The organism is Amycolatopsis acidicola (genome assembly GCF_007713735.2).
Lineage (GTDB): Bacteria > Actinomycetota > Actinomycetes > Mycobacteriales > Pseudonocardiaceae > Amycolatopsis_E > Amycolatopsis_E acidicola.
In genome coordinates this window covers 20,089-44,330 of record NZ_VMNW02000056.1, presented here as the reverse complement: position 1 = coordinate 44,330, position 24,242 = coordinate 20,089, and the positions used below count along the sequence as shown (strand labels likewise).

The following is a 24,242-nucleotide window of genomic DNA, read 5'->3' as shown; positions in this document are numbered from 1 at the left end:
CAGGGCTGCCGAGGGCGACCCTGCGGTGGCGTTGGCGTGGGTGTCCGAAAAGGAGGATGGAGTCGTGCGCTGGCTCTGTCCATCGTGTGCACGCGGGCACGTCCGTGACATCGAAGGAAAACTGCCCGCCGAGTTTTGGTAGGCGATCAGACCGTCGCCGGCACCATCCCGAGCGCTCGGACGCGCGGACGGCGACGCCTGGCCGCATTGGCGAACGCGCTCGTCAACTCCCGGACAGTCGCCTTGGCGTTGTCGCGCAACTGATCCGGCGGGGTCTGGACCAGTACGACACCGGCAGCCGACAACGCCAGGTGGTTCATCTTCGGCACCCGGCTCGACGCACCGCCAGCGCCGAACTGCCAGCCCAGCGCCACTTCATCCCACCAAGCGTCGACAGTGCCGATGGGACGGCCCATGCTGTCGCACACCGTCACGTTCCACACCGGCGGCGGCAACGGCGCGAAGTCCAGCAGCTCGCGCGCCAGGCCCTGCAGGTACGTGTCGCCCATCGAGCCGAGGTTCCGCAGCATCTCGCGAACCGCGGCGGTGCCCCGCTGATTGCCCGCGTCGAGTTCCTCACGCAGGTCGTCGGATGTGCAAAGGCCGTAGTAGACCGGTAACGACAGCAGCCGGCGCAGCCGGTCGGGATCCATTTCCCTGCGGGCCAGGTCGATCGTCGCCCTGGCCGGTGGCGCGAACGCGAGCCCCTCATCGACCATCGGCTCCGGGATGCGGGAAGTGCGCTCCAGGTTGACGAAATCCAGCGACGGGACCCGCCGCTGCACCGGCACCAGCACCTGGACCTGCCGCGACGGCACGACTCGGATGTTGTGTGCTCGCAGGGCGTCCAGCCCGCTCACCACAGCTCCCGCGCCGGCGTAGAGCGCGGCCGCGCGCAGCATTTGACGCCGGTTCGGCTCGCCGTCACCGAGCAGGAGCACGCCCGGCAGCAACCGCCGCCACGGCCCACCCGGACGGCACCTGGCGGCGACGGCGCGTGGGCTCATCCCGCTCCGGCGCAGCCGGGTGGTCGTGGTGACGCCGTCCGGGGCGGCCGGGCTGAGCGCGGTGAACTCGACGGAAGTCGGTCGGGGCATGCCTCCAGCGTGCCGCCGAGAACGAGATCAGGGAACCCGATCCCGGAAATTGTGGATAACTCCCGGACGCGACTGGCGGTTTCAGGTGCGAAAACTTGTTTCTGTGGATAACTTCTTAACTCGAATGGCTCAATCGTCGAATCCGGGTTGCCAGCGCGCCACAATCTCCCGTACTGGTATCTCCGCGTCGAGCTGGCACAGAATGCCGGTCGTACCCGCCGTGACCCGGTGAATCATCAGGTATTCCGGCGGCAGATTGAGCGACCGGCCCACCCGAAAGTCCTGGCCGCGGGAATCGCCGACGCGCATCGCTTGCCGTTGCATCCACCTTCTCGTGAAATGGAAACGCTCGCTCGCCAATGGTTCGGTGAACGGCGCGAGATAGGCCAATACGTCTTCCGCCCGAAGGTCACTGTCCGGACGGACGAATCCCGATTCCCGCAGTAGGTCCATCAGTTCCGCGGAACGCCCGTCCAGCGCCAGCCGCGTCATCTGCCCGAGATTCCGCGGGATCCCGTCGGGCAGCTGGGCGACCGCGCCGAAGTCGATCACGCCGAACCTGCCGTCGTCGAGCAGCAGGAAGTTGCCGGGGTGCGGGTCGGAATGGAGCAAACCCACCCTGGCCGGCGAGGAGTAGTGGAACTCGGCGAGCCGGGCGCCGGCGTCGTTGCGGGTGGCCGCGTCCCCGCCGGAGATGATCTTGGCGAGCGGTGTCCCCGTCATCCACTCCGTCACGAGTGCCTTGGGCGCGCTGGCGACGACTCGGGGGATCTTTACTCTCGGGTCGTTCGCGAAGGCCTTGGCGAAGGCACGCTGGCTGTCGGCCTCGCCGCGGTAGTCGAGCTCCTCGTCCATCCGCGCCGCCAGCTCGGCGAGCAGCGGTTTCACCTCCGTGCCCGGGATAAGGGCCTGGAAGAGCCGGCTGAACCGCTGCAGCTGCCGAAGGTCGCTGCGCAACGCCTCGTCCGCGCCCGGGTACTGCACCTTGACCGCGACCTCGCGGCCGTCGTGCCACACCGCGCGGTGCACCTGCCCGATGCTGGCGGCAGCGGTCGGCTCGTCGTCGAACTCGCGGAACCTTTCCCGCCACGAGCGGCCGAACTGCTCGGCGAGCACCCGATGCGTCTGGCGGACGGACATCGGCGGCGCCGCGGCTTGCAGCCTCGTCAGTGCGTCGCGGTAGGGCGCGGCCATCTCGTCGGGGACGGCTGCTTCGAACACGCTCAAGGTCTGGCCGAACTTCATCGCGCCACCCTTGAGCGTGCCCAGCACCTCGAAAAGCTGTTCGGCCGCCTTCGCCGAGAGCGCCGCGTTGACCTCCTTCGCGCTTTGCCCGGTCAGTTTCCGGCCCCAGCCGCCGACGGCCCGGCCGGCGATCCCCAGTGGCAGGCTCGCCAACTTGGCCGTCCGCGCGGCTGTGCGGCGGGGAATGCCCTGGCTGTCCTCGTCGTCGCGGTCGCGAAAGTCTGTCACCCCATGGATTGTGCCCTGCTGATGATCCTCCGCGCAGCCACCGGGCGACGTAGATCCCTACGATCTGCGCGGTTGCGCCCCGCAGCCACAGGCCGGATTCGGCGGCCACGGGCGGTGCTCGACCGTCCCTTCGAAGGTGTCGATCTCGATCGTCGTGTTCCAGGCGGGCGGCGGCTTCTCGCCCGGGCTCAGCGCGCGCAGGATCTGCCCCACGGCCATCGCCGCCGTGGCCTGCACACTGCACAAATCGGCCTGCTGGCTGCGGCCGGCGAGCTGGCCCGCCACCGTCGGCCACCGCGAGTCCATCGATTTGCGGTGCAGGTCGTTGCATCGCAGTATAGGACAGTTAGAGATGCTATTGTCAACGTGTGGCAGAAATTCCCCGTGTACTTGGCGCTGTACGCCTGTCTCGTGTGTCCGATTCGACTACCTCGCCGGCTCGTCAGCGTGAGGTGGTGGAGCAGTGGTCGAGATTTCAGCAAGGTGAACTTGTTCACGTAGCTGAAGACTTGGATGTGTCGGGCGCGGTGTCGCCGTTCGAACGTGAGGGCTTGGGCCCGTGGTTGAACGACCCAGCGAAGATGGCGCGGTGGGACGTCCTCGTTGCGTGGAAGCTGGACCGAATCTCGCGTTCTGCGCTGGATACGCTGATGCTCCTGCAGTGGGCGGAGGAGCATGGCAAGCGGATAGTTGCCGTTGCGGATTCGCTCGATTCTCAGAGTCAGATGGGACGTGTCTGGATCCAGCTTGCTGCGATCTTTGCGGAGGTCGAACGGACGAACACTAAGGAGCGCGTTCTTGCGGCGCGGGCTCACCTTCGTCTGACCGGAAAACATGCCGGCGGTCGTCCGCCGTATGGCTACCGCTCAGTGGCGGACGGTACTGGGAACCGTGTGCTTGAGATCGACGAGGAGCAATCGTTGATTCTGCGGGGCATTGTCGAGGATGTGCTGGACGGGAACAGCCTGGGAAGCATCGTGTCAAGCCTCAACGGCTATGGCGTCCCTTCACCTCGCTCGGGAGAGGCGCTCAAGCGAGGGCGGAAGGAGTGGACCGTGAACGGGCTACGGGACCTGCTCCGGGCCCAATCGCTGCGAGGTTGGTCGACATACCGTGGCAATCCCGTGTTAGGTCCGGACGGTGCACCCGTCAAACGGGGGCCAGAACTGCTAGACGCCGCCACGTTCCAGGCGTTGCAGGAGGAGTTGGACAGACGAAAAGCTGAGCTTCCCGAACGTCGGGCGACGCGATCGCCTAGAGCCAGCCTGCTACTAAACGTCGCGTTCTGTGAGTGCGGAGGTCGGCTGGTGGCGGGAGTTACAGGACACGGTGGTCGGCGATACGCCTGTATCGAGTCTCGCGCGGTGAAGCCGGATCGCTGTCGGATTGTGCAGACCGTGAACGCTGGCCCACTCGAGGACTACGCGAGACGCGAGTTTCTCGCCGTCATGGGGTCACAGCCGGTTGTCGAGGTCATCCTGACTCCCGGTGTCGACTACTCGGCCGAGATTCGCGAAGCCCGGTCGTCGCTAGAACGTCTTGACGAGGCGTTCACCGCGGGGGCGTACGAGGGCGACGTGGACACGTTCACGACACTGCGACGTGGTATCCGAAGCCGTATAGACCGGTTGGAGGCTGAGCCTGCGCGTCCACCTACCACCGAGGTGCGAGAGACGGGGCGAACCTTTGCTGAGTTGTGGGCCGTAGGCAGCACGGCAGATCGGCGAGACCTGATGCTGCGTGCCGGTTTCCGGGTCGAAGTGGGCCCTGCGCGAGGCCGCGGCCGGTACGCGCGAATCGAGGAACGGTTCACCCCCGTGTGGGGGCCACCTGAGCAGGAGACCTTTGACGATTACATAGAGTCATAGGGTGCGTACTACTGCCGCCCGACGCAAAAAGCCCCTCCCCAGGCACTCAGCCGAGGGAGGGGCTTTGATCTTCAAGCGTCAGACGCGCGCGAGCTTGTCACTGACCAAGCGGTTCAGGCTCACACCCTGCTCTGCGGCAGCCAATGCGAGCTCTCGGTGCAGCGACTCAGGTACCCGTACGTTGAACCGTCCTGAGTAGTGCCGCTCGGCGATGGGCTCGGGGATTGGCTCACCGTTGGCCCGCAGGTCCTCAATCACATCAGCAACAAGGGCGTCAAGACCTTCGAGAGCCTGTATTTGGGTGTCAGCCAGCCACGACAGCGACGGGAACTCCGCACACGTAGCGACAAATTCTCCGTCGTCTGCAGACCACGTGACTCGGTAGGTGTAGTGCTCTACGTTCACTTCTCCACCTCCAGCTTGTCGACGGCCCGCAGTACCTGGCGCACCTGGTACTCCTTGGCCTTACCGTTCTTGCCTTCTTGGATGTTCACCCGAGGGTCGCCCTGCCACGGCATGCGGAACACGGCGTGGGAGGTGCCCTCCTGGCGCGGCTCGCCGAAGAAGTGGACGCATACCTTGCGTAGGTCCGCGTATCGGACGTTCTGCGGAGAGTCCCGCATCCCCTCCAAAGCCCTCTTCACGTTCGCCACTACCTCATGGTACCACTATTGACACCACTGAGCCAGTGAGGCGGAGTGAGCGAGAGGCAACTACTCGTCTTCGTCCGGAGCCAGGCCCGGGGCGGACAATTCGTTGCGTGGGGCAACGTAAGTGCCGACGGCGGCGAGGATAAGAGCGATCGCTGAAGCGAGCGTCCCGTCCAGGTGCACACCAAACCCTTCCAAGATCGCCGTGACCCCAACACCGGTTGCACCACCTAGGGCACTGCCGAGGAGCTTGCGAACGGGGGCGATGTTCATGTCAACCCACCCACGCAACGGCTGAGTTGCTCTTCGTCGAGTATCTCAGCGATACGTAGATCGTGCCGTCCGGGATCTTGGTTGCGTAACGCCCGCCGGGCTTGTCTGAGTTGAATGTCCAGGTTTTGCCGTTCTTGCCGTGGAACCCGGCGGCATCAAGGGAGCCGTCGTTGAAACCCCCGGGCTTGAAGTCAGACGAACCATCCTGTTTGGTCTCGCCGACGTAGTCAATCTGATGCACGTCCACAGTGTCGCCATATGCGCAAGCGATGTAGAAGTAAGGAGGCAGCCCCGACGCTGGGATCGGCATGTGCATGTCCTCGCCAGGAGGCAGCAGCATTTGAAGTTCCTCTCGAGTTGTGCGAGCGGTGGAAGGCGACGCCACAGCCACAACTGGACTGATCGCCTTGTAGAGGTAGTTGATGTCGCAGGTAATTCCGCTGACGCTGGTGTTGCCGTTGTTCCACTGATAAAGGTGGACGTGAGACTGAACATCAGCTTGGCGGCCTGCCTGCCAGAAATACGACGCATGTCCGATCGCGGCATTCACGGCGTCCTTGAATCCGTAAGCGCCGACGCGCCCGATACCAAGCACCGAAGCCGCGCCGTCCAAATAGGATCGCCACAGCGACACGTTTACGGTAGTTCGGTCGTTAGCGAAGAAGATCGGGCCGCTATAACCTAGGGCGTTCGCGCCAGACAAAGCACGCTTCGCGTACGCAACCCCCTGATTGTAGCCGCCGTCCGCATCGCTGGTTCCAACCTCCATCACAAGAACCACCGCAAGCCCAGCACCAACAAGCGAAGCGTACTCAGCGTTGTTGGTGTGCTTGGTCCGCCAGTTCTCCGGATCGTCAATGTACCGGACGACTCCCGTGAACCCGGCGGCTCTCAATGCGGTCCCGGTAAGTTTTCCGGCCGAATAGTCGGCCCACTTGTCCACTAGCAGGCACCTCCAAGGATGCTTTGTGTACAAGTCACGGTGCTCGTTTCCGTGCTTGTCGAAGTCTGGGTTTCGGTCGATGGCTGCTGCGTGACCGTGACTGTCTCCGTTGACGGGGCAGCCGTTTCGGTCTGCGTTACGGTCTTCGAATCGGTTACCGTTGAAGGGCTGGCGCTGGATACCGGCCCGGCTACCTCAAGAACAGACGTCACCGGAAGTGGTAGCGGCACCGTCTCTGTCACGGTGGCCGCCGGTACTTGGGAAATCACGGTCGTTGAACCGCCGGGGACTGTCACTACTGTCGTCGCCGGCGATACCGTATCTTTCGCGTCCGACGCCTTGGCTTTCGCTTGCTGGCATTCGTAGCTGGAGGTGTTGCCGGACTGGACGCACGCGCTCGCCTGGTCGCTGAGCTGCTGGAGTTGGACAGCCTGCTCGCCGTTTTGATTCCTGGTCGACTGAAACGCGCCGAATGTGATCAGCATGTTCGTGACAACCATCGCGATGAGAAGAGCGACCCCGAACCGAAAACGCCTATCTCTCGCGTCCCTCGCGTGGCTCGTCGAGGTCTCGGATTTCCTGTATGGTCCTAAGCTCGTCATAGTCATCTTCGTATTCGTCGTCCTCCTCCCGGCGATGCCGTCGCCTGCGCCGCCTTTCCGGCTCGGGCGGGTATTCCGGGAGATCCGGCAGTCCAATTCGTCGCGTGGCCAATTTCTCGGCCAGCCGCGCGTACCACCTCAGGACATCGATTCGCCATTCACGGAGGTGGTTCAGCTCGACGGCGTCTTCCTGGTCATAAAGTCGCTGCTTCCGGCTACGGCCGTTGAGCGCAACAATCACGGTCGCAATCAAGCCGCCGACCGCGGTCACGACGGACCCCAGAGCGGTCAGGTCCATGATCAAACCCCCAGTCGCGCATAGGTCCGTTGGGCAACCAGATGCACACCGGCGATTGTCAGGAACACGGCGGCGCTCAGGAACGAGCCCGGCGGGTGCGTTGTTGCCGCCGAGAATGCCGAGCAGACACCGTAGGTTGAGGTAGCGATCGCGCCGAAGCCGTGTCCCCAGGTAGCGGCACGAATTCGTAGCAACGAAAACCACAGCGCGGCGGCAGTCACTCCAAAGAGGACGGCCCACAGCGGGACCGACTCGGCGAGCTTTTGAGTGAGCAGCGGCCGGTCAATCTGCGATGAGCCGTGGAGCGGCAGAATCCAGATGATCGCGTATACAGTGTGGGCAAGCGCCAGGGTTTTCGTGATTAGGCGGGTAAAGGTCTTCGCCATGTGCCGCCTTTCTGGCTTACGTGGTCGATTCTGGCGTTTCGACGGAGTAGATAACCCCGGCGTTAGAGACTGCCTGCACGCCGGAGAGTGGCTCATCGTCAGATACAGCGGGCGCGTAGCCGGCACCCGTGCAGCCAGATAGCCATTGCCCAACACCTGCTGAGTAGTCTAAAGAGAAAGGGGCCAACGGATGTAGGTTGACCCGTCCGTCGGATGCCGTAGCCGTGACTGCAGGATTGTGGTTGTTTACCCAGTCTGCGAGCTCTTTTAGGTTGTCTTCGGACACGAGGATCCGCCAATAGAAAGTAGGTGCTGGGATCGCGTATAAAATGTCGAGCATCACGAAATCCTTTTTGCGGAGACGAAGGTTCTCTTCAGGCTATTGCTCAAGGTGATGCCAACGGGGGTTGCACTGCCGAGATAGACTGAGAATGTCGCCCCGGCCGCAAAAGCCACAGGGCCGGATGAAATATTGTCCGATACCTCAATGGTGCCGCTCTGGTACTGAACGCGGTAACCCTGAGACTGCGCGTATACGGCTGTCAAGTCGGGTTTAGCTATGAAGAAGTTCGTATTTCCGCCGGTTCCCGAGGTCTCAGCCATCGTGCCGTGGTACTGACCTGTTATTTCGTATGTACCCGCGTTCACAACCGTCCATGTGGTGCCGCTAACGGTGATGTCACTCATCACCGTTCCGTCCGCAATCCAGCTCGTAATCGCTTGAGTGCCGGTGTTGTGAGTGTTTGTTGAAGTGGAGTACCAGCGGCCCGTTTTGTTCAGTGCTCGACCGCTCTCTACCGCAGTCACTCGTGTGCCGAGTGCGTTGTTTCCGACCGTGGCATCCTGTGTGATTGTGATCCGGCTGTCGTTGCCTTGCGCCGCTGTGCCGGCCGCGGTGCCGTAGGACACCGCCAACGTACGGTTGGCTGAGAGATCGCCGCCCCCAGTCAGCCCGGTGCCAGGCGTGATCGTGCGACTGGTCGGTACTTTGGCGTTGTCGCGGGTGTTCAAGTCGTTGATCGCATCGACGTGTGCGTTCCACATGCTGTCGACAACCAGGGTGCCGTCGGACAGCGACGGAACCGGGTAGCTTGCGGTCACAAGGAATCCTTTAGTTGAGTACGGTCGTAACGCCGAGTTCGGATGCGCCGGTGACACCGAGCGTCCACTTGGAAGGCGAACGGACGATTCGGGCGTCGAGCGTGTCTTCCCCGTTAGAGCCGGAGACGGAGCGGCCCATGATCTGGCAGATAAGTGGACCGCTGTAGTACTCGCCCGGCTGGACGGAGATCACGTCCGTTACGCGTAGACGCGGATCGTTCGGGATCTTCAGACCGGTGATGGTCGGCGCCGGGGTAACCGTGTCCGCTAACAACGCCTGAACGATGGCTTGTGCAGTCGCCTTTGTCTGGCGCCATTCATAGGGCTCAATCGTGAGCTGGCGGGTGCCACTCTCCGCAACGCTGGCCGAGTTGCTTAGCGTGTAGGTGCCCGTCTTGGTGTCACCGATCCGCTTGCCCTTGATTTTGAAAGATGTCGTGGGCACCTTGGCCGTAGCGCTGGTAGTTCCGAAGTCCTGAATGTTGACTTTCGCGCCGTAATAGCACGCCGAGCTGTTGACCAGGCAGTACGTGGCGACTTGAAGACCCCGTTGGTCTGCGGTTGGAACGACCCACGCATTCATGAAGTTGTTATCTGTAAGGTCGGCTGGGGTGTGGTTCGGATCGTAGTAGTCTTTACCCTGGTCGGTTGCAACCACGCCAGTGACCCGGGACAGGTTCGACTGCTGATAATTCGACCCTTCGCCGCTGCCTTCGGCGTCTTGCCAGCCACTGATCCCGGCAACAAAGGTGATCACGCTGACTACATCGGTCAGTGGATACACCGTAGGAAATACGTGAGTTAGTCCGTCGCCAGGTGTGTAAAAGTCGTACGGCGAATCGTTCGTCCACACATCGTCGAGATTTTGGTAACGATCCTCGTAGCTGATCGTTATGCTATTTCGCATCTGATCAAGAGAAGGGTTTGTCACCAGATCCAGCACGTTGTCCACTGTGTAACTCGCCTGCGGTTGGAGTGACGAGTTGTTGAGAATCACGTAGTGTGGTTCGTAGTCGACCTGCGCAAACTCATTGATTCTGAGAGTGCCGAACTCCGCCGTTACGACCCTCTGAAGGATCTCCCACCCAGTCATGTTCGCGGTGTCTGGGATGAAGGACATCTCCGACAGGCACCACTGGAAGTTTGCCCACGGCTTGCCGTCCGGACCTGTTGGTTGAACGCCTTGGTTCGTACGGTAGACAGCTGAGGAATCGCCCCAGTAGATCTGGTAGTGCTGAGCGGGGTCGTACTGGAGGACGAAACCCGGGTTCGAGTAGTCGTCAGGGGTGCGTGTGTTCAGCGTCGGGTGAGCTGACGCCATGTAGGTGAAGCCGGCGGTGGCGTTCGCTCCGTACGTCGGCGAGCCCTGAGCGACGCCGTCCACAGTGAGAACACATTGGACCGAGCTAGACGTGAACCGAAGATTCACGTCGTAGTAGTGCCAACCCGAAGTCTGGTTCTTCCAACCCCACTGCCCGAGCGTTGAACCTGTGTTCGTCAGCACCTTGACGAAAACCTGACCATTGGCCAGCACCTGAACCATGATGCTGAACGTCGAGCCCGACGCCATCCCGCCCGAGTTCAACCCGAGGACCATGATCTGACCGGAGTCGGCCCAGGCGTAGCCTGTCGGAAGACCGACGTTCGTCGTAGACCCGTTGCCGAGGGACCACAGCGAAAATCCGATGTTTCGAGCCGCGTCGGTAGATCCGTTGCGGGGAACCGTGGCCCATCCGCGAGTGCGGTCGGTCTTGAACCAGTTCTGGTGCGGGTGGCGAGTCTGCGTGGCAGACGGGGTAGGTGTGCCGCTCACCCGCGTCAGTGCCGGGCCGTACTTGGTCGACTCCTTCGACATGAGGTCGATCGAGTCAGATGTGAGCTGATGGCGATCGATCGTCGCGGTTACCTCGTGGTATTTTTCGCCGATCGAAGGCAATAGTGAACCCATGCCGGACAACGAGAGAATGCAGTCCTCCCGTTCGGCAGGGCCGATCGGGGTACCAGCCTGGCGGAGGACCTCCCCTACGATCCACGAGGAGTTGATCGGGCGGGCCGGATTGCCGTTGTTCGCGCCAACCCCGGCGACCACAGACGCATCAGCGTATTTGTCGCATGCCCAAAGCGGAAGCGTCACAAGGCGGCTGTTCCACGGTACGTTGTTGTTGCACGTGACAGAGACATCGCCAGAGCTGTGGGCGATCTGTAGGTCGGTAACCCAGCCGGTGAACTGTCGAACATCGATAGGACCAAGACTCGTCTGAACTCGTATGTCGTACTTCACCAAGACCCCGTTGAGGTCTCGGTTGAAAAACGGGCCGTTGATGTTGAACCGCGAAAGGACCTGCTCCATTGGAGCTTCATCGGAGTATCGCTGCCCCGAAAGGACCAGCTTCAGCTCGGACGACGAATATCCTTGAATCGCGTTGATGTCTTCGGGCTGGTCGGTCGCTAACGCCGCGTCCTCAAGGTTGATATCATTCTCGCTGAGCACCGATGACAGGTCCGAGTACTGGTTGGCGAACTGCCCATCGTTATCCCAGTCAAAGTAGACGTGGTGGGACAGTTCACGTTCGCTCGCGGCGAGTGCTTCGGACAGCGCAGCGTCCTTCGCCGGGTCACCCGTCGTGAACACAAAGCCTCCGTCAAAGTTCTTGTATCGATAGGGAAACGTTCGCCAGGGGATAAAGCGGGGAGCTGGACTTGAAATCGGTGATATCGATTTCTGGAGCCCCATAGCCGGGCTGCCACAGCGTTGGCACGCTGCCCTCCTCCATTTGGGACAGTCCGATGACCACCTGGAGGGAGCTAGAGGACCCGGTCCAACGCGGGACGACCCCCGCAACCGACCCGTCGGTCGGAACGGTGTACGTGATCGCGTACTGCGTCCACGCGGTGCCAGTGATAGAAGCAGTGGCCGTGCCCGCCGTTATCGTTCCGTCCGCGGCGACTTTGTCGAGGGTCAGCGTCACTGTTCCGCTCGCGGAGGTTGCCCTGCATGCCAGCACCCAGTACGTGACTGTCTCGCCCGGACGAACTGGGTCTACGCGGGACGCGCGAGCCTTTCCGGTAGAAAGCAGCGCCCCGTTCGGGTACATCGTCGGAGATGCTCCTGTCCCGACGTTCCAACAGACGCAACGCCCGAGCGAGTACGAGATAGGCCGGAAGTCCTGGGTGTACGTCACCTTCGGGAGTCCAGCCAGCGCGGCGGAGGGGAAGGAGGCGGAGCGGGAGTCCACTACCAGCCCGCCGCCGGCTGAAACCGCCCAGGCGTCAGCAGCTCCGTTGAACGTCGTTGTCACCCGAGGGGCGGCGACCGACGGCTTGAGGCGGTTTTTCAGGAGGGGGTCGATCAGGCGTGGCTGCCCTTCGATCAGTCCTTCGTAGATGGCTTCAAGGAAGCCGACATCATCGGCCGACAAATAAGCCTGCTCGAGCGACCAAGCATTCCTCGTACCACGACGGTTGGTCGTGGTTCTGCCGTTGAGGGACGTAGAGGAAGACCCCGCACGAACCGGGGTCCTGTCCACGTTGCCTTCTGGAACAGACATAGGCATAAGCTGGCCGAGAGGCCCGATCCAGAAATAGTCGTCGAACTTCACGGCTACCGCCTCACTAGGTTGTCTCGGCCCGCTTTGCGGATCAACTTGTATTGGCCCTGAGGGTCTTGCTGGAATGTCCAACTCGACAGCGCAGCGGCCACACGGTCCTCAATAGACGAACTGGCTTCGACGGTCGGCGCATACAGCGCTTCCTTGCCGTCTGTCGGGTCGCCCTTCCAACCCGCGGCCAAGAGCTGATTCCACGTGGCGTCGGACACCGTGCCGTAGTCGACGCTGAAGCGCCCTGAGTCGGCCGTAGCGACCACAGACGAAGCGACAGACTGAACCTTCCGGACCATCGCGGCAGCGGCCTGCACAGCCGCGTCGGCGGTGCTATCAATACCGTTAGCGAAACCCGGCGGGAGCCACTTACCGATGTCGTACATCATCTTCGACGGCGAGTGAACGCCGGCGACAGATCGCACGATCGATCCGACCTGAGATGCCATGCTCGAGGCGGCAGCCACGGCAGACCCGATGTTCGACCAGATGCCGTTAGCGAGGCCCTGAGCGATCGCAGAGCCGACCGGCCGGAGGTCTACGTACGCGGCGCCTCGGACTCCGTTGGATACTCCTGCCATCGCGCCTACGGCGCTCGCTCCGGCGCCAGAGATCCCGGCGGCGAATGCACCTACGCCGGACCAGCCCTGGCCTGCGACAAAGCCCATCGCAGATCCGACCGAGCTTGTGATAGCGCCCATCCCGACCGCGACGGAGCCGACCGCAGAACCGATGTTCGAATTGATCGCACCGAGCCAAGAGGCCAAGCCGCTGCTCGTGGCCGCCGGAATGGCGGTTCCGAACGCGTTAGCGACAGAGCCGACCATAGAACCGACCCCGCCGGAAACCGCGGCGGTAGCATCTCCGATATTGCCAGAGACGAATCCCGCGACGTCTCGCCAACTCGTGCTGGCGATCGAACCAACCTGGCTGAATCCGCTCGAGATCGAGCTTACGATTCCGCCTACGCTGCCGGACACAGCCAACGAAGCCGCACCGATTCCGCTGGAAATCGCGGCCCGCGCTTGAAACATCGTGTTAGAGACAGTCGCGCCGATATTGGCGAAGCCAACGTCTGTGACCGACCCAATGTCGTTGAGTCCTGTCCGCCAGATGTTGTTGGCGTCGCCCCAAGCGGAGTCGAGGACTCCGCCGGCCTTGAAGTTGTTTCCTAGCGCTTCGTCGATCGCTTGGTGAAGCTCGTCGTCTGTAGGGATTCCGAGTACGCCGTGAAGGAACTCGGATCGAGCGTCCGGCGACCCTTCGATAATGTTCGGCAGAAGGTCGCCGAAGGCTTTTCCGATCCACGGAAAAATGCCGTTGTCTCCGACACCGTCACCGCCGAAGAAACCTTGCCAAGCGGCTTCCCACAGAGAATTGATCTTACCACCGGACATCTCCGAGAACCACGAGCTAGTTAGCTCGTTGACGATGTCTAGGCCAATCGCCGCCCAACTGATGCCACGTATAGCGCTGGCGGCGCTCGAGCCGAACGAGGTACCGGACTTAGCGCCGGCCTTGCCGACCGAGCCGGGGAGGGCACCCAACGCTTTGGTCGCTAGCTTGCTGGCGCTGGAGATTAGCTTGATCGCCGCCGCAACGGCGAGCAGGTCGGCGACCAGGTCCGCGGCCCATTTATGGTCGCTAAGAAACTGGAAAAAATCCTTGACGATCGGGCCGACCGTGTTGATCGCGTTTACTAGCTTCGTTCCGAGCTGTGTGACAATCTCGCGGATTGCTGGCCCCGCAGCTTCGAGGATCGGCGCAAGCTGCTGGAGAGCGGCATTGAGGACGTTCCGAACGACGTCCGAGACGGTCTTGAGTGTGTCCGCCAGCTCGTGAAGAGCAGACTGTCCCTCGGCCGTGTGAAGGAACTTGTCCAGTTCGAGCGCAGCACCGCCGAAGATGCCGCCGATGCCGATTCCCGCGTCGTTGAGCGCGCCGACTATCTGTCGGACAATATCTACAACGGCCGACCCCACCGTCCACAAGTTCCTCAGGGACGTTAGCGCCCCGTTGATCCAGTCTTTGATCTGCTGAATCCCCCGGGCGGACTCCGTCCAGGTCAGGAATTTCTGGGAGACGTCACCCACGCCCGAGGTGAGGTTGCGAAGAACGGGCCCGCCGATAGCGCCTATGTTGATGAGGCCCTGCACGACAGGACCGATAGCGGCGCCCAGGTTTCGGACTACGCCAACCGAAGCGTCGATCAATGCGTTCGTGTTGCGTATTGACGACTTCTGGTCCCACAACTTCGTTGCGTTGATGGCCGATTCGCTGATGGCTTTCGCCATTCCGACGAAACCGTTGGTGGTTTGTGGGATGAGATCGTGAAGGTTCCGGACCGCAGGTGCTAGGCTCTTTTCGAAGGTCGAAGAAACCTTCGTCTCGAGCGTCGAAATGACTGAGTTCAGCGGCTTGGCCGCTGTCTTGATACCGTCGAGGCCGAGCTTGATCGTGAGGAGCGCGGCAGCTCCCGCACCGGCAGCGGCGGGGAGCAGGGCTAGAAGACCGGCGGTCTGGAGGAGGGTCGGCGCGGTGGCCGAGACGGCATCAATTGCAGATACAACACCCGCGATGCCAAGAGCGGCCCGGCCTCCGCTCGCGGACACTTGCAGAAGGCGACTCGAGATTCCTTCGAGCGCTTCCCATGCTTTGCCCTTGTCGACATCGACGTTCTGGTTGACTTTCTTGCCGGACTGGGCCTTTCGCCAAGCCTCCATCTCCGCGGTGGCCTTGCCCGTGTCAAGGTCGACGTTGACGTTGACAGTTAGGTTCGTGTCGATCTCTTTTAGTTTCGCCTCGAGCTCTTTCCGGAAACCGGTGAGATCCGGGGTTACTTTGATCGAGGCACGCCCGTATTCGGGCATCTGTTACTCCCTCGCGGCACGTGCCTCCCTGGCGGCCTGTAGCATTCGGGCAAACTGGGAGGTCTTCGATTCCGCCGCACCGTCATCGAACGGAGTAGGTATCGGCGTAGGGGCGGTGAGTTTTTTCTTCGAGTTCTCTTGCTGTTTGGCGTATGTCAGCCACGCCAGGTAGGTGGTTAGACGCGCGGCCAGCAACCTATCCGTTGTCCAGCCGCGGAAGTCGGTCTCGGCACGACCGAACTTCTTGGCCAGTCGGGCGGCGTTGAACGAGGAGTCTTCGGGAAGCCGAGCGATTCTGCTCAACATACGTTCCGGCGATATGGCCCCGCCGAAGAAATCAGCGACGAAGTCGACACCGTGGTAGTACGAAAGGTCTCTGTCTAGCGGGTCGCCGTAGTCATCGACGAGATCGATTACGGCTTTTGGCGGCGCCAACCTGGGTGTCCTCCTGATAGAGGTTCACCGCCATCGTCAAATCCAGAAGGCTGTAATCAGCAAAGTAAGCCTCGGCAGCGTCACTATTGTCCGCGACGATGCGCAGGAACGCTCTGAGGTTCTCTTCAAGCGCGTCAGCGTCCGTTTCGCCCTCGTGACCCTTGTCTGCGCGGGTGGAGATCTCGTCGACGCGAGTCAAGATGTCTCGGACAGCGTCCTGATCGGCCTTGTCGCACAACTGGAGAGCTCGAAGCTCGAACGGGGTTTCCCAATCGTCGATTGCGACACTGCGAAAGCGCTTTGTCTTCTCGGATTCGATGCGTTCGCGGAATGACATACGTTTCTCCTCAGTAAAATTGAGTGGGTGTTGGAGATCCGAACCGACAGCGGGCTACACCCACTGCGCGCCGCTGCCGGCTCGGAAGTTGTTGTTTAGGCGCCGGACTCGAGCGGGAAGAGGTCCTCCGAAATCCACTGGTAGCGGTCCTCGATGGTGGTGGAGTCCAGCAACGTCAGCGAAAGCGGGAAAACGAGCCCGTCGTCACTGGCGACCGAGATCGAGTCGCCGCGGGTGACCGAAACGCGCGGGGCGTAGAAGCCGAGCCGAACATCGCCGTCGTGGATCACGATAAGAACTGCCTTCTCGACGGCCTTCCCGACCTCGCTACCCTTGACGCTGAACACGCCGGCAACATCGCCGCCATCGGCTCCGGTGTATAGCTGCAGGGCGTCGCGGTTGACCTCGGACACATTGATGGTCAGGGTTTCGGTCAGGGGGTCCTGAATCGTGCGGATGGCATGGTTGCCCCACGAACCCAGCACTGTGAGGTCCCCACCGTCACTTCCCCATTCGGGGAGGTTGTCGCCGCCGTTCTCGCCCGAGCCGGAGTAAAACGCTTCCGCCCAAGGGGTCGTTGGCGCGGACAAGGCGACGTTGGTGGGAGTCGGGGCCGGGGTGTCGACCGGGGCAAGATAGACGTGGCCAGTGGCGGCAACCACATAGCCTTCGGGATTGGGCATGTCGCTCCTAGGCATGACAAAGCGCCCGGGGAAACCACACCGGGCTAGAGTGAAGGGGGAGGGAGAATTAGGCGGCGGAGGAAGCCCGCAGCCCCAGTGAATACGAGGCGTAGTATCTGAACACGCCTGCCGGCAGGCCGTCCACTTGCTGCAGGGTCGGACGTTGATCGACGACGAAATAGCTCAGGTGGCCGGCGGTGGGCACTACAATTTGTTCCTGCCACGCAGTGTGGAGGGCCATCTGAGCGGCCTGGGCGTTGGCCAAAGTCTCGGAACGGGAGACGTTGCCGTAAGTGACGATCTCAATCGTGGGGGTGTCGAGCCGGCCCGGGTATACGCTGCTCCCCCCGCCGTCGTTGATCCACACGTACGAGGCGGACGAAACTGCGCGTGCGCCGTCAATGAGCGTTTCTACAATGGACCCAGGGAGAGCAGCGCGAACCACGGTGACGGCAAATAGCTGCGGGTCGAGAGCGGGGGACGTCAAAGCGCGTCCTTCAAGATGTGAAGGCCCTCGACCCACTCACCGTTCTTAGTGTGGTGACCGAACTCGACGCTCGTGGACGACGGACCGACGAGATTGACGTAATGGTCGACTTTTCCCTTGGTCTGCGTGATGCGATGAACTCCGGTCTTGTGGTGCTTTTCCAAATTAGCTCGCGCCTTCCCGAGAATTTCGTAAGCGATGTCGCCTAATGCGGCTTCGACCTCGGAATCTCGGGCAGCCCAGCGGTTGAGGGTCTTCTCGGCTCGAAGGCTCACTTTCACGTGCCCGCCCCTTCCTTGAGCTTGATGGTGACGTGAGCAACGTGCGACCCGACGGAGTGGACCAAAGGCTGCCCGTCCACGATGAACTCTCGAGACCCCCACACTGCTCTGGCGCCGTTGAGAGCGGCTTCGGTGTTAGCGTCGCCAGGGAGGGATCTGCCGATGGCCGTAAACCCTGTGTTCGTCGCATCGCCGTTTAGGACGACTGGTGTGGAACTTGTCGGCGAGACATAGCATGCAAAAGGTACGGCGGTTGTGCCGGGTGCCCAACGCTCATTTCCGTCGCCATCCGCCGACCGCACTCGGGGGTACAACTCGAGGACATGCGGAGGAGAATCTAAAAGCGCCATCAGTACCGCCGGAGATCGTCATCGCAGGACGGGAACCACGGCGGCACCTTGTAGCCCAACATGAAGGCGCCGCGATTCGAGCCGAGCAGCTTCCATTCGTCGTCGGTGATGACGACGAAACCGGAAGCAGCAGCTCGAATGAAAGAGATGCTGTAGTCCCCGACGGTTTCGCTGGCTACGCCGTCGGAATTCCGCAGGACTCGGAGAAGAGCAGCGCACTCAACGCGGACTACTCGGGCTTTGAAATTCTCGTCAACATCGCTTTTTGTCAGCAGGTCAGGGATTCGAGAAACCAGCTCGGACTCTACGTCGTCCAGGTAGGCTTCAGCCTGCGCCTGTTCCGGTTCTGTCAGCGGCCTTCCGAGTCGTGCGGCTACGTCCGCTGCTGCTGCGACCGCCACGCTGCTTCACCTCCTCGGTGTCACGAAAGCCCTGGCTTCGAAGGGAATCCGCCATGTGGTCGGGGACCTCCACGCGAGAACCACTGGGGGCAGTAAGTTTTGTCATGGGCCCTCCGGGGAAGTACCCCGGCAGATTGCTCCGCCGGGGTCACGGCCGATATCAGGCGGTGGCGTTGGTCAGCTTCACGAAGTCGGCGGTGTCCGCGATCACGTAACCGACCTCCATCTCTGCGACAACGATGACGAGGTTGTCCTGAACGGCGCTCAGGACCGAGCCGTCCGACTGGACCAAGGTGCCCTCAGTCGAGAAGGTAACGCTAAGCGCGGTGAGAACGCCCCAGTGGATCCGCGCGAAATCGCCCAGGTATCCCAGGTTCGTGGTCGCCCCCTTGAGCCCCTTGGCCTGGTAGGCCGGGCGACCAAGGATGCGGCCGGCACGAACGACGGGATTGCCGTCAGTCAGCGGGGTGTCGACAAACAGCGGACGGCCGTTGAGATCGACAGCCGCGTTCAGGATTGGTTCCGCGGTGTTGTCGAAAATGGCGCCAGTGAAATCACGGTCATCATCGACGAGAAGCTTCAGCCCCGCGTTGATGTCGGCGTACGTGCCGCCGTTGGCCTGGGTCGCGGTGCCCAGCTCCACTGCCTTCGTGGTCTGGTCGACGTAGTCGGCGCCGGAAACCCCGCCGTGCAAAACGTAGTTATCGAGTCCACGGGCGAACGCACCGCCGATCTTCGGGGACAGGGACTCGATGACGCCCCCCGGGTTGGCACGCGCGGTCTCCGCCGACACCGGAACAGTCAGCGCGAGCTTGCGGACCTGCATCGTCTTGTTGGTGACGTCAGGGTCCCAAATCGGCTTGCGAGCGGCTTCGCCGACGAACGCTGCCTCGGGCTCGTCAAGGAAGACCGGCACGTTCGTGCCGCCCAAGCCAAGAACTTCCTGAGTGCCCAGCGCCATGATGACGCTGTTCTGACGGGCCGTCGACAGAATCGGGGAAGCCTGCGCCTGGTTGAGCACAAACTTGGACGTGGTAAGAGCCACGATGGGTACCTTTCAGAATGGTTTGGGTCAGCCCAGCGCGTTCTTCAGCGCTTCGGTGAGGGCGTCCCCGTCGTTGAGCGGGACGTGCCCCTGTCCCTGCGAGGGATCAATGGGGCGGCGGGGCTGACCTGCAGAACCCGAGAACATGTCCACAAGGGACTTCGCGTCGGCGGCCCACTCCTCGGCCGTCGCGCCTTGCACGCGAGAGGCCAAAGTGAGCGCGCGGTGGGCGGGGATGGTCGTGTCCTGGATCGCTCCGAGGACAGCGGACAACTTTCCGTACTTCGAATCGGAGTCCGCGACGGACGTGAGCGACTGCTCGTACTTCTCCGACAGCTCGTCGAACTTCGACGCCTTTTCGGTCGCGATGCCAAGCTGATCCCGAAGCGCGTTTCGTTCGGTGCGGTATTTGGCCGCGTCGTCGCGGGCTCGGGTGATCTCGCCCTGCCAGAACTCGGGGAGTTCGGTGACGGATTGGGGATTGCCGGCCGGGGGCTGTTCGGTCATATTACTTCTCCTGCCTGAGGATCGGTGAGTTTCGCGATACGATTTTTCAGGACCGCAAGCTGTTTCGCCTTGTAGTCCTTGGCTGACTCGCTTTTTGGCTGAAGGTTCTCGAGCGTCTTGAGCTGTGCTCGTGCTGCCTTGAGGTCGGCCGCACGCTTTTTGACCGCGGCGGAATTCGGGTCTTTCGCGGACTTCTCACTGGCTTCGTTCGTGTCCGCGCGGGCGGTTCCGTTGCGTTTATTGACGATGCGACGAAATTTCTTGAAATCCCCTCCGGAACTTTTCCAAAGGGCCTCTGCATCGAGGAACTTGTCACGTCCGGGCCAGGTATACTTCTCGCTCCGGAAGACAAGAGCTGGCACGCAAGTGCAACCGCCGTGGTAGTGATTTTGCTCGCCAGCAGTTTCCGCTGTGGTGTAGACCGGACCGCGGCTGATCAGCATCGTGCAAAAAACACACGTTGGTGGTTCAGGATCGATCCGGGCCCAGCCAAGAACGTCCTCGTCGGCGAGGCTGAAAGCGACAGTCTGGTTCCGATACGCATTCCGAGAGTGTTGGTCCGCGACTCGAATCGCACGCGCAATGTCGTTCTCGTCGAGCGGCGTCTCTGTGGAAAGGACGCGCTCCAGTCCTTTCTGGAGATCGTCCGCGGTGTACTCCCGGACTGGGGGCGCTGCAATCGGGCTTTCGGACGGCAAGGCGGCCTTCTTCGCCTCCCGATAAGACAGCGTGGCCAATTGTTGCTGAGCTGCACGGGATTGCTGGACGTCCGGGAGCAGGGCTTTCGCCAGGGTCGTGATCAAACTGGACGTAAGCTGCGTACCGATCAAGGGCCACAAGGTTGGGGTCAACGCTGCTGCTAGCGCCGCGGTCAGCTTGAGCTGAGCGACGTAAACCTCAGCCGGGGTCATTCGCGGACAGCGTTCAGCAGCTGCTGTAGCGCCGAGTCTTCGGTGGCTTCGACCACAGCGTCAGCTTCGACAGTGGACATGCCCAGGATGTTCTTCAAAATCCAGTTTCGAGTTACCAGGGGCGTGCCGTCCGGCATCTTTGCGCCGGCCAGTTTGGTCGCAGCGTCGGCCTGAGCTGCGAGGTTCAACGTGGAGGGCGACCGGAACCGAGTCTCGACTGCCCAGTCTTCGTTCAGCACCAGCTTGGCGGCGATCGTGTAGACCTTGGACCAAGGCGTAGCAAACGAAGCACCGATACGCGTAGCTCGACGGTCCATTCTGGAGTCATCCGCGCGGATCGAGTCTGCTGACGCGGGGTTGGATTCGGACGCGATGCCGAAATGCCGGCTCGGGATTCCGGTAAGACCTGCAACCTGCTTGAGATAGAACATCGCCGTGCTCGTGAATTGGGACAGCTGGGCGGCGGTGAACTCCTTGACCTGAGCGTCTTTGTTCTGCAGCGCGAGAATCCGCCCCAGGTATAGGTCGATCTCGGTGATGACGTTTCCGTCTTCGTCCTTGAAGTCTTCCTCGGTAACGCCGGTTAGAACGCGGCCCGGGAGCGCGGCCAGTTCTTGCGCGCCAGCCAGGCTGGTGAACGAGCGGCAGATGGCGTCAACCAGGCCGAGGATGTCCTCGAACTCGCTGCGGCCCCACGGACGGTCAATCCGGGCCCGATTGACGACCGGCACGACTGGCACGATGCCGAGACCGTGATCGACAGGCTCAATGGAGCTGTCGACGTCCCACGTGCCGTTGGAGGTGCGGCCGTAGTACTCGGTCCCGTTCGGGAGGTACAGCGACGCTCGCTGATCGTCATCATCGCCATATCTACGAACGACCGAGATCAGTTCGCCAGTGGCGGGGTCCCGGCGGCCAAACAGACTGCCGGCAGATTCGACGGTGAGGAGTGGGGTGTTGTCGATCGTCGGGTGCGCGCCGATGACGACCCACCCGCGCCCGACGGCAAGGGCCTCCGTGTGGACGAGGCTCTCCTTCTCGAGCATCGCGTTTAGGGTCCGCCACCGCTGGATGGTTTGCGTGGCGTCGTCGTCACCTGTCGCAACGATTTCGCTGATCTCGAGTCGTTCTTCGTAGATCGACGTGACGAGTCGACACAACGCGAGTGCGAAGGCGAGCGCGTGGAGACGAGGAGGGATATTTATCCCTAGTTGCGTTGCGACGAGCTCAGCGTCGTAGTATTTGTTGAGTTTGCAAATCCGGCCATGCGTGGCGTCAAGCCCGGTCAGGAGCCGGTTCAGTTCCGATGGCGCCGCCAACTGGGGCTCCTAACGAAGTCGTACGCGGCCCCGGCGAACTGGGGCGGCGGTGGTGGATTCGGCCGCCAACGCGGCCATCAAGGCCAGCAGCAGAGCGGCGTAGGCGTCTACTTTCTTGGGGCTGTGCTTCGTTTCTTTGCCGAAGCTAACGCCGTGGCGATTTGGGCGGCGATGCGCATTGAGCGCGTGACGACGCAGCGTGCTGTTGCCGTCATGGCGCAATTCGCCGGATTCCACGAGGGCCACCAGGGTCTCGTGCGCTGCGGTGAATCGCTTTTGGCTGCCACGCATGTCCGCTGCAATGGCGTTATTCATGTCAAACCGAGCCCGGACGCGATCGCCGTACTCCCGTTCCCACGCCAACACATGGCCCTGAATTGGGTTTACGTCGCTGAAGAACGCGGCTACGTCGTAAAGGCCGAATGCTGTCCCGATCGCTCGTTCAAAGACGCCGATGTTCACTGTCCAATCAGGAGGCGCGGACGGCGGGCGCTCGACAACCTCGAGAAGGAACGCGGCCTTGTCGTGGAGACGCACAGCCACCAGGGCGGAGGAGTCATCCGACAGCGATACGTCGAGACCGAGAGCGATGGTGTCGCCGGCCTCGAGCCGCAATGCTTCATCTTTGGTCGCGTCCCAGGTGAGGGAGTCGTAGACGGCGGTGTCCTGAGCGGCGGGGATGTTTAGGGAGAAGCGGAGCGTGCTTTCGATCGTGGTCCGCGCTGCGAGCGCGAGCTGCAGCCGGCGCTCGGTGTCGATCCAGACAACGGCATCGCCGCATGCCTCAACAATCCCGCGGCGAAGGGAATCCTGGTCTGAGGGATCCGTGTCCGCCGGCGCGGAGAGCGAGTCGTAGTTCAGCCCGGTGTCCGTCATCCGTCCTTCCTGGACAGCGCGGTAGTCGTCGTGAAGGAGTTCGAGGGCGGAGCCCTGGCCTACGGCGTAGGCGTTCGAGGTGACGACCAAGCGTGTGTGTCGGAGCTTGGCCGCGCCACGCTCGACGGCGGACCACATGGCGGGGCCGCCCGTGCTGGGCGTCCACAGCCCGATCTCTGTGGCAGAAAAGAAAGTTCCTCGAGCGCCTTCGATACGTCCAGGCTGCGAGGTGACGCTCTCAAGTCGCCCGCCGGCTGCGGTGTAGGTGATCTGCCGGCCAAGGTCGAGGCCGTAAAAATCGATGGCATCCTGGGAGACCAGCGACCGGAAGTAGTTGCTGGTGAACGAGGTGGCATCGAGCGACGTAGACGCGACGATCACCCAGGGCTCTCGTACGGAGGTCGGGAGGACCTCGCCGTCCACGAACGACGGGCGAGCGTTTCCGCACAGCTCAAACAGGCAGAAAATCGCAGAGATCAGGTCTTTTCCGGTGCCCTTGACGCGGCACACGGCCGTGACGGGAAAGGCGAAGTCCTGGCGTTCGGTGTCAACAGCAGAAGCCCAGAGGATCTGACGAAGCTGTTCGTCGGTGAGCCGGAGCGGTTCGCCATGAAGTACGAGCCATTTTTCAGCCCATGCAATGCATTCCCAGCCGATCGTCTCGTCGAGACCCAGGTCAGCGGGAAGAAGCCAGCGAGACTCGCCGTCTTCACCTCGGACGCGGACCCAAACAAATCCCTCCGAGTTCCGGACCCGCTCCGCGCCTTCCGGCAGTGGGTACCGAACGGTCATCAGGCCCCCTTGGCCAGGCGGTCCCGACGATCGGCCACCACGAGCGGAGTGGGTGCGGTGACTTCGCGGCGATCGATCTCGATGGACAGCCGGCGGCGCGCGCCCTCGCTTGTGAGAAGCGAGTCCATCGCGGAGAAGATCGGCGACAACGCGTTTGCCACCGGCCCGCCGGGACGGTTGAGCTGCTCGGTGAGAATGTGCGCGATAACGCGGGCTTGCGCTACGTCGGTTTGCTGCAGGTAGCAGGCGATCGACGGGACCTGCAGGGACAGGTACCAGTCACGGGCCAACGGGTGCCAGCTTGGATCCGGCTCAGGCCATGCGATGTCTGTCGGCTCGGATCGGCTTACACCTCCTTGCTCACGCGAACTCTGGGCACCGTGGCCGCGCAGCTGGTCGGCGCGTTTTGGCCTGGGGCCGCGGGTGCCCATGGTCACCTCCTGGGTGAAGTCGCGCGGAGTAAAGATCAACTACCGTGAGTTGAAAACCTCGGCAGGGTGTGAGCGGGTATGACCCCCGGACAGAGGAGCAGGTCAGCGGGGGTGTAGCCCCTGCCCCTGTTTTCTCAGGTCAGAGGCTTGCCATGTGTCGCATGTGGACACCGGCTAGGGGAGATCGACAGAAGATCAACTCAATTGGCCGGGGTGTTGTCGTCGCG

26 protein-coding genes are annotated in these 24,242 nt (G+C 62.1%); 1 reads left to right on the top strand and 25 read right to left on the bottom strand.

What is annotated here, in order from left to right:
* Positions 1-146: 146 nt before the first annotated feature.
* The 3 genes from FPZ12_RS29650 to FPZ12_RS29640 all read right to left on the bottom strand — a co-directional run bounded on the left by FPZ12_RS29650 (position 147) and on the right by FPZ12_RS29640 (position 2,876).
* Positions 147-1,097, bottom strand: a complete 951-nt coding sequence (locus FPZ12_RS29650) for a hypothetical protein (protein ID WP_208026064.1) — start codon at positions 1,095-1,097, stop codon at positions 147-149.
* A gap of 129 nt (positions 1,098-1,226) precedes the next feature.
* Positions 1,227-2,570, bottom strand: a complete 1,344-nt coding sequence (locus FPZ12_RS29645) for an ABC1 kinase family protein (RefSeq protein ID WP_144748785.1) — start codon at positions 2,568-2,570, stop codon at positions 1,227-1,229.
* A 57-nt stretch (positions 2,571-2,627) separates the two neighbouring features.
* Positions 2,628-2,876 (bottom strand): hypothetical protein, encoded by a 249-nt coding sequence (locus FPZ12_RS29640; protein ID WP_208026063.1) that lies wholly within the window; start codon positions 2,874-2,876, stop codon positions 2,628-2,630.
* Positions 2,877-2,938: 62 nt separating this feature from the next.
* Here FPZ12_RS29640 and FPZ12_RS29635 point away from each other — a divergent pair, with 62 nt between their 5' ends.
* Complete coding sequence (locus FPZ12_RS29635; protein ID WP_144748787.1) at positions 2,939-4,438, top strand: recombinase family protein; 1,500 nt, start codon at positions 2,939-2,941, stop codon at positions 4,436-4,438.
* A 78-nt stretch (positions 4,439-4,516) separates the two neighbouring features.
* Here FPZ12_RS29635 and FPZ12_RS29630 read toward each other — a convergent pair whose 3' ends face one another.
* The 22 genes from FPZ12_RS29630 to FPZ12_RS29530 all read right to left on the bottom strand — a co-directional run bounded on the left by FPZ12_RS29630 (position 4,517) and on the right by FPZ12_RS29530 (position 24,015).
* Positions 4,517-4,843 carry a type II toxin-antitoxin system HicB family antitoxin gene (locus FPZ12_RS29630; protein ID WP_144748789.1) on the bottom strand — a complete coding sequence of 109 codons (327 nt, stop codon included), beginning with the start codon at positions 4,841-4,843 and terminating at the stop codon, positions 4,517-4,519.
* Entirely contained in the window at positions 4,840-5,091 is a 252-nt protein-coding gene (locus tag FPZ12_RS29625) for a toxin HicA (protein WP_144748791.1), read from the bottom strand. Before FPZ12_RS29625 ends, FPZ12_RS29630 begins: the two co-directional genes overlap by 4 nt.
* 271 nt (positions 5,092-5,362) lie before the next feature.
* Entirely contained in the window at positions 5,363-6,304 is a 942-nt protein-coding gene (locus FPZ12_RS29620) for a glycoside hydrolase domain-containing protein (protein WP_166462951.1), read from the bottom strand.
* Complete coding sequence (locus FPZ12_RS45770) at positions 6,304-6,804, bottom strand: hypothetical protein (RefSeq protein ID WP_166462950.1); 501 nt, start codon at positions 6,802-6,804, stop codon at positions 6,304-6,306. Before FPZ12_RS45770 ends, FPZ12_RS29620 begins: the two co-directional genes overlap by 1 nt.
* 34 nt (positions 6,805-6,838) lie before the next feature.
* Positions 6,839-7,204 (bottom strand): hypothetical protein, encoded by a 366-nt coding sequence (locus tag FPZ12_RS29615; protein ID WP_144748795.1) that lies wholly within the window; start codon positions 7,202-7,204, stop codon positions 6,839-6,841.
* A gap of 2 nt (positions 7,205-7,206) precedes the next feature.
* Entirely contained in the window at positions 7,207-7,590 is a 384-nt protein-coding gene (locus FPZ12_RS29610; RefSeq protein WP_144748796.1) for a hypothetical protein, read from the bottom strand.
* Positions 7,591-7,929: 339 nt separating this feature from the next.
* Positions 7,930-8,691 carry a hypothetical protein gene (locus tag FPZ12_RS29605; RefSeq protein ID WP_144748799.1) on the bottom strand — a complete coding sequence of 254 codons (762 nt, stop codon included), beginning with the start codon at positions 8,689-8,691 and terminating at the stop codon, positions 7,930-7,932.
* Between the two features lie 10 nt (positions 8,692-8,701).
* Entirely contained in the window at positions 8,702-11,323 is a 2,622-nt protein-coding gene (locus FPZ12_RS29600) for a hypothetical protein (protein ID WP_144748801.1), read from the bottom strand.
* A gap of 10 nt (positions 11,324-11,333) precedes the next feature.
* Positions 11,334-12,290, bottom strand: a complete 957-nt coding sequence (locus tag FPZ12_RS29595) for a hypothetical protein (RefSeq protein WP_144748803.1) — start codon at positions 12,288-12,290, stop codon at positions 11,334-11,336.
* Positions 12,291-12,292: 2 nt separating this feature from the next.
* Positions 12,293-15,160 carry a phage tail family protein gene (locus tag FPZ12_RS29590; protein ID WP_144748805.1) on the bottom strand — a complete coding sequence of 956 codons (2,868 nt, stop codon included), beginning with the start codon at positions 15,158-15,160 and terminating at the stop codon, positions 12,293-12,295.
* Between the two features lie 3 nt (positions 15,161-15,163).
* Positions 15,164-15,595: a hypothetical protein gene (locus FPZ12_RS29585; protein ID WP_144748807.1), complete on the bottom strand. Its 432-nt coding sequence runs from the start codon at positions 15,593-15,595 to the stop codon at positions 15,164-15,166.
* Entirely contained in the window at positions 15,558-15,932 is a 375-nt protein-coding gene (locus tag FPZ12_RS29580; protein WP_144748808.1) for a phage tail assembly protein, read from the bottom strand. Before FPZ12_RS29580 ends, FPZ12_RS29585 begins: the two co-directional genes overlap by 38 nt.
* 95 nt (positions 15,933-16,027) lie before the next feature.
* Complete coding sequence (locus FPZ12_RS29575) at positions 16,028-16,615, bottom strand: phage tail tube protein (protein ID WP_144748810.1); 588 nt, start codon at positions 16,613-16,615, stop codon at positions 16,028-16,030.
* A gap of 67 nt (positions 16,616-16,682) precedes the next feature.
* Entirely contained in the window at positions 16,683-17,102 is a 420-nt protein-coding gene (locus FPZ12_RS29570; RefSeq protein WP_144748812.1) for a hypothetical protein, read from the bottom strand.
* Complete coding sequence (locus FPZ12_RS29565) at positions 17,099-17,383, bottom strand: DUF5403 family protein (RefSeq protein ID WP_144748814.1); 285 nt, start codon at positions 17,381-17,383, stop codon at positions 17,099-17,101. Before FPZ12_RS29565 ends, FPZ12_RS29570 begins: the two co-directional genes overlap by 4 nt.
* A 349-nt stretch (positions 17,384-17,732) precedes the next feature.
* Entirely contained in the window at positions 17,733-18,134 is a 402-nt protein-coding gene (locus tag FPZ12_RS29560; protein WP_144748816.1) for a Gp19/Gp15/Gp42 family protein, read from the bottom strand.
* A gap of 160 nt (positions 18,135-18,294) precedes the next feature.
* Positions 18,295-19,179, bottom strand: a complete 885-nt coding sequence (locus FPZ12_RS29555) for a phage major capsid protein (RefSeq protein ID WP_166462949.1) — start codon at positions 19,177-19,179, stop codon at positions 18,295-18,297.
* Between the two features lie 27 nt (positions 19,180-19,206).
* Positions 19,207-19,686 (bottom strand): hypothetical protein, encoded by a 480-nt coding sequence (locus tag FPZ12_RS29550; protein ID WP_144748820.1) that lies wholly within the window; start codon positions 19,684-19,686, stop codon positions 19,207-19,209.
* Entirely contained in the window at positions 19,683-20,597 is a 915-nt protein-coding gene (locus tag FPZ12_RS29545) for a VG15 protein (protein ID WP_144748822.1), read from the bottom strand. The genes FPZ12_RS29550 and FPZ12_RS29545 overlap by 4 nt, the downstream gene beginning before the upstream one ends.
* Positions 20,594-21,916: a phage portal protein gene (locus FPZ12_RS29540; protein ID WP_144748824.1), complete on the bottom strand. Its 1,323-nt coding sequence runs from the start codon at positions 21,914-21,916 to the stop codon at positions 20,594-20,596. Before FPZ12_RS29540 ends, FPZ12_RS29545 begins: the two co-directional genes overlap by 4 nt.
* Before the next feature lie 9 nt (positions 21,917-21,925).
* Complete coding sequence (locus FPZ12_RS29535) at positions 21,926-23,584, bottom strand: hypothetical protein (RefSeq protein WP_144748826.1); 1,659 nt, start codon at positions 23,582-23,584, stop codon at positions 21,926-21,928.
* Entirely contained in the window at positions 23,584-24,015 is a 432-nt protein-coding gene (locus FPZ12_RS29530) for a phage terminase small subunit (protein ID WP_481726123.1), read from the bottom strand. Before FPZ12_RS29530 ends, FPZ12_RS29535 begins: the two co-directional genes overlap by 1 nt.
* Between the last annotated feature and the right edge of the window lie 227 nt (positions 24,016-24,242).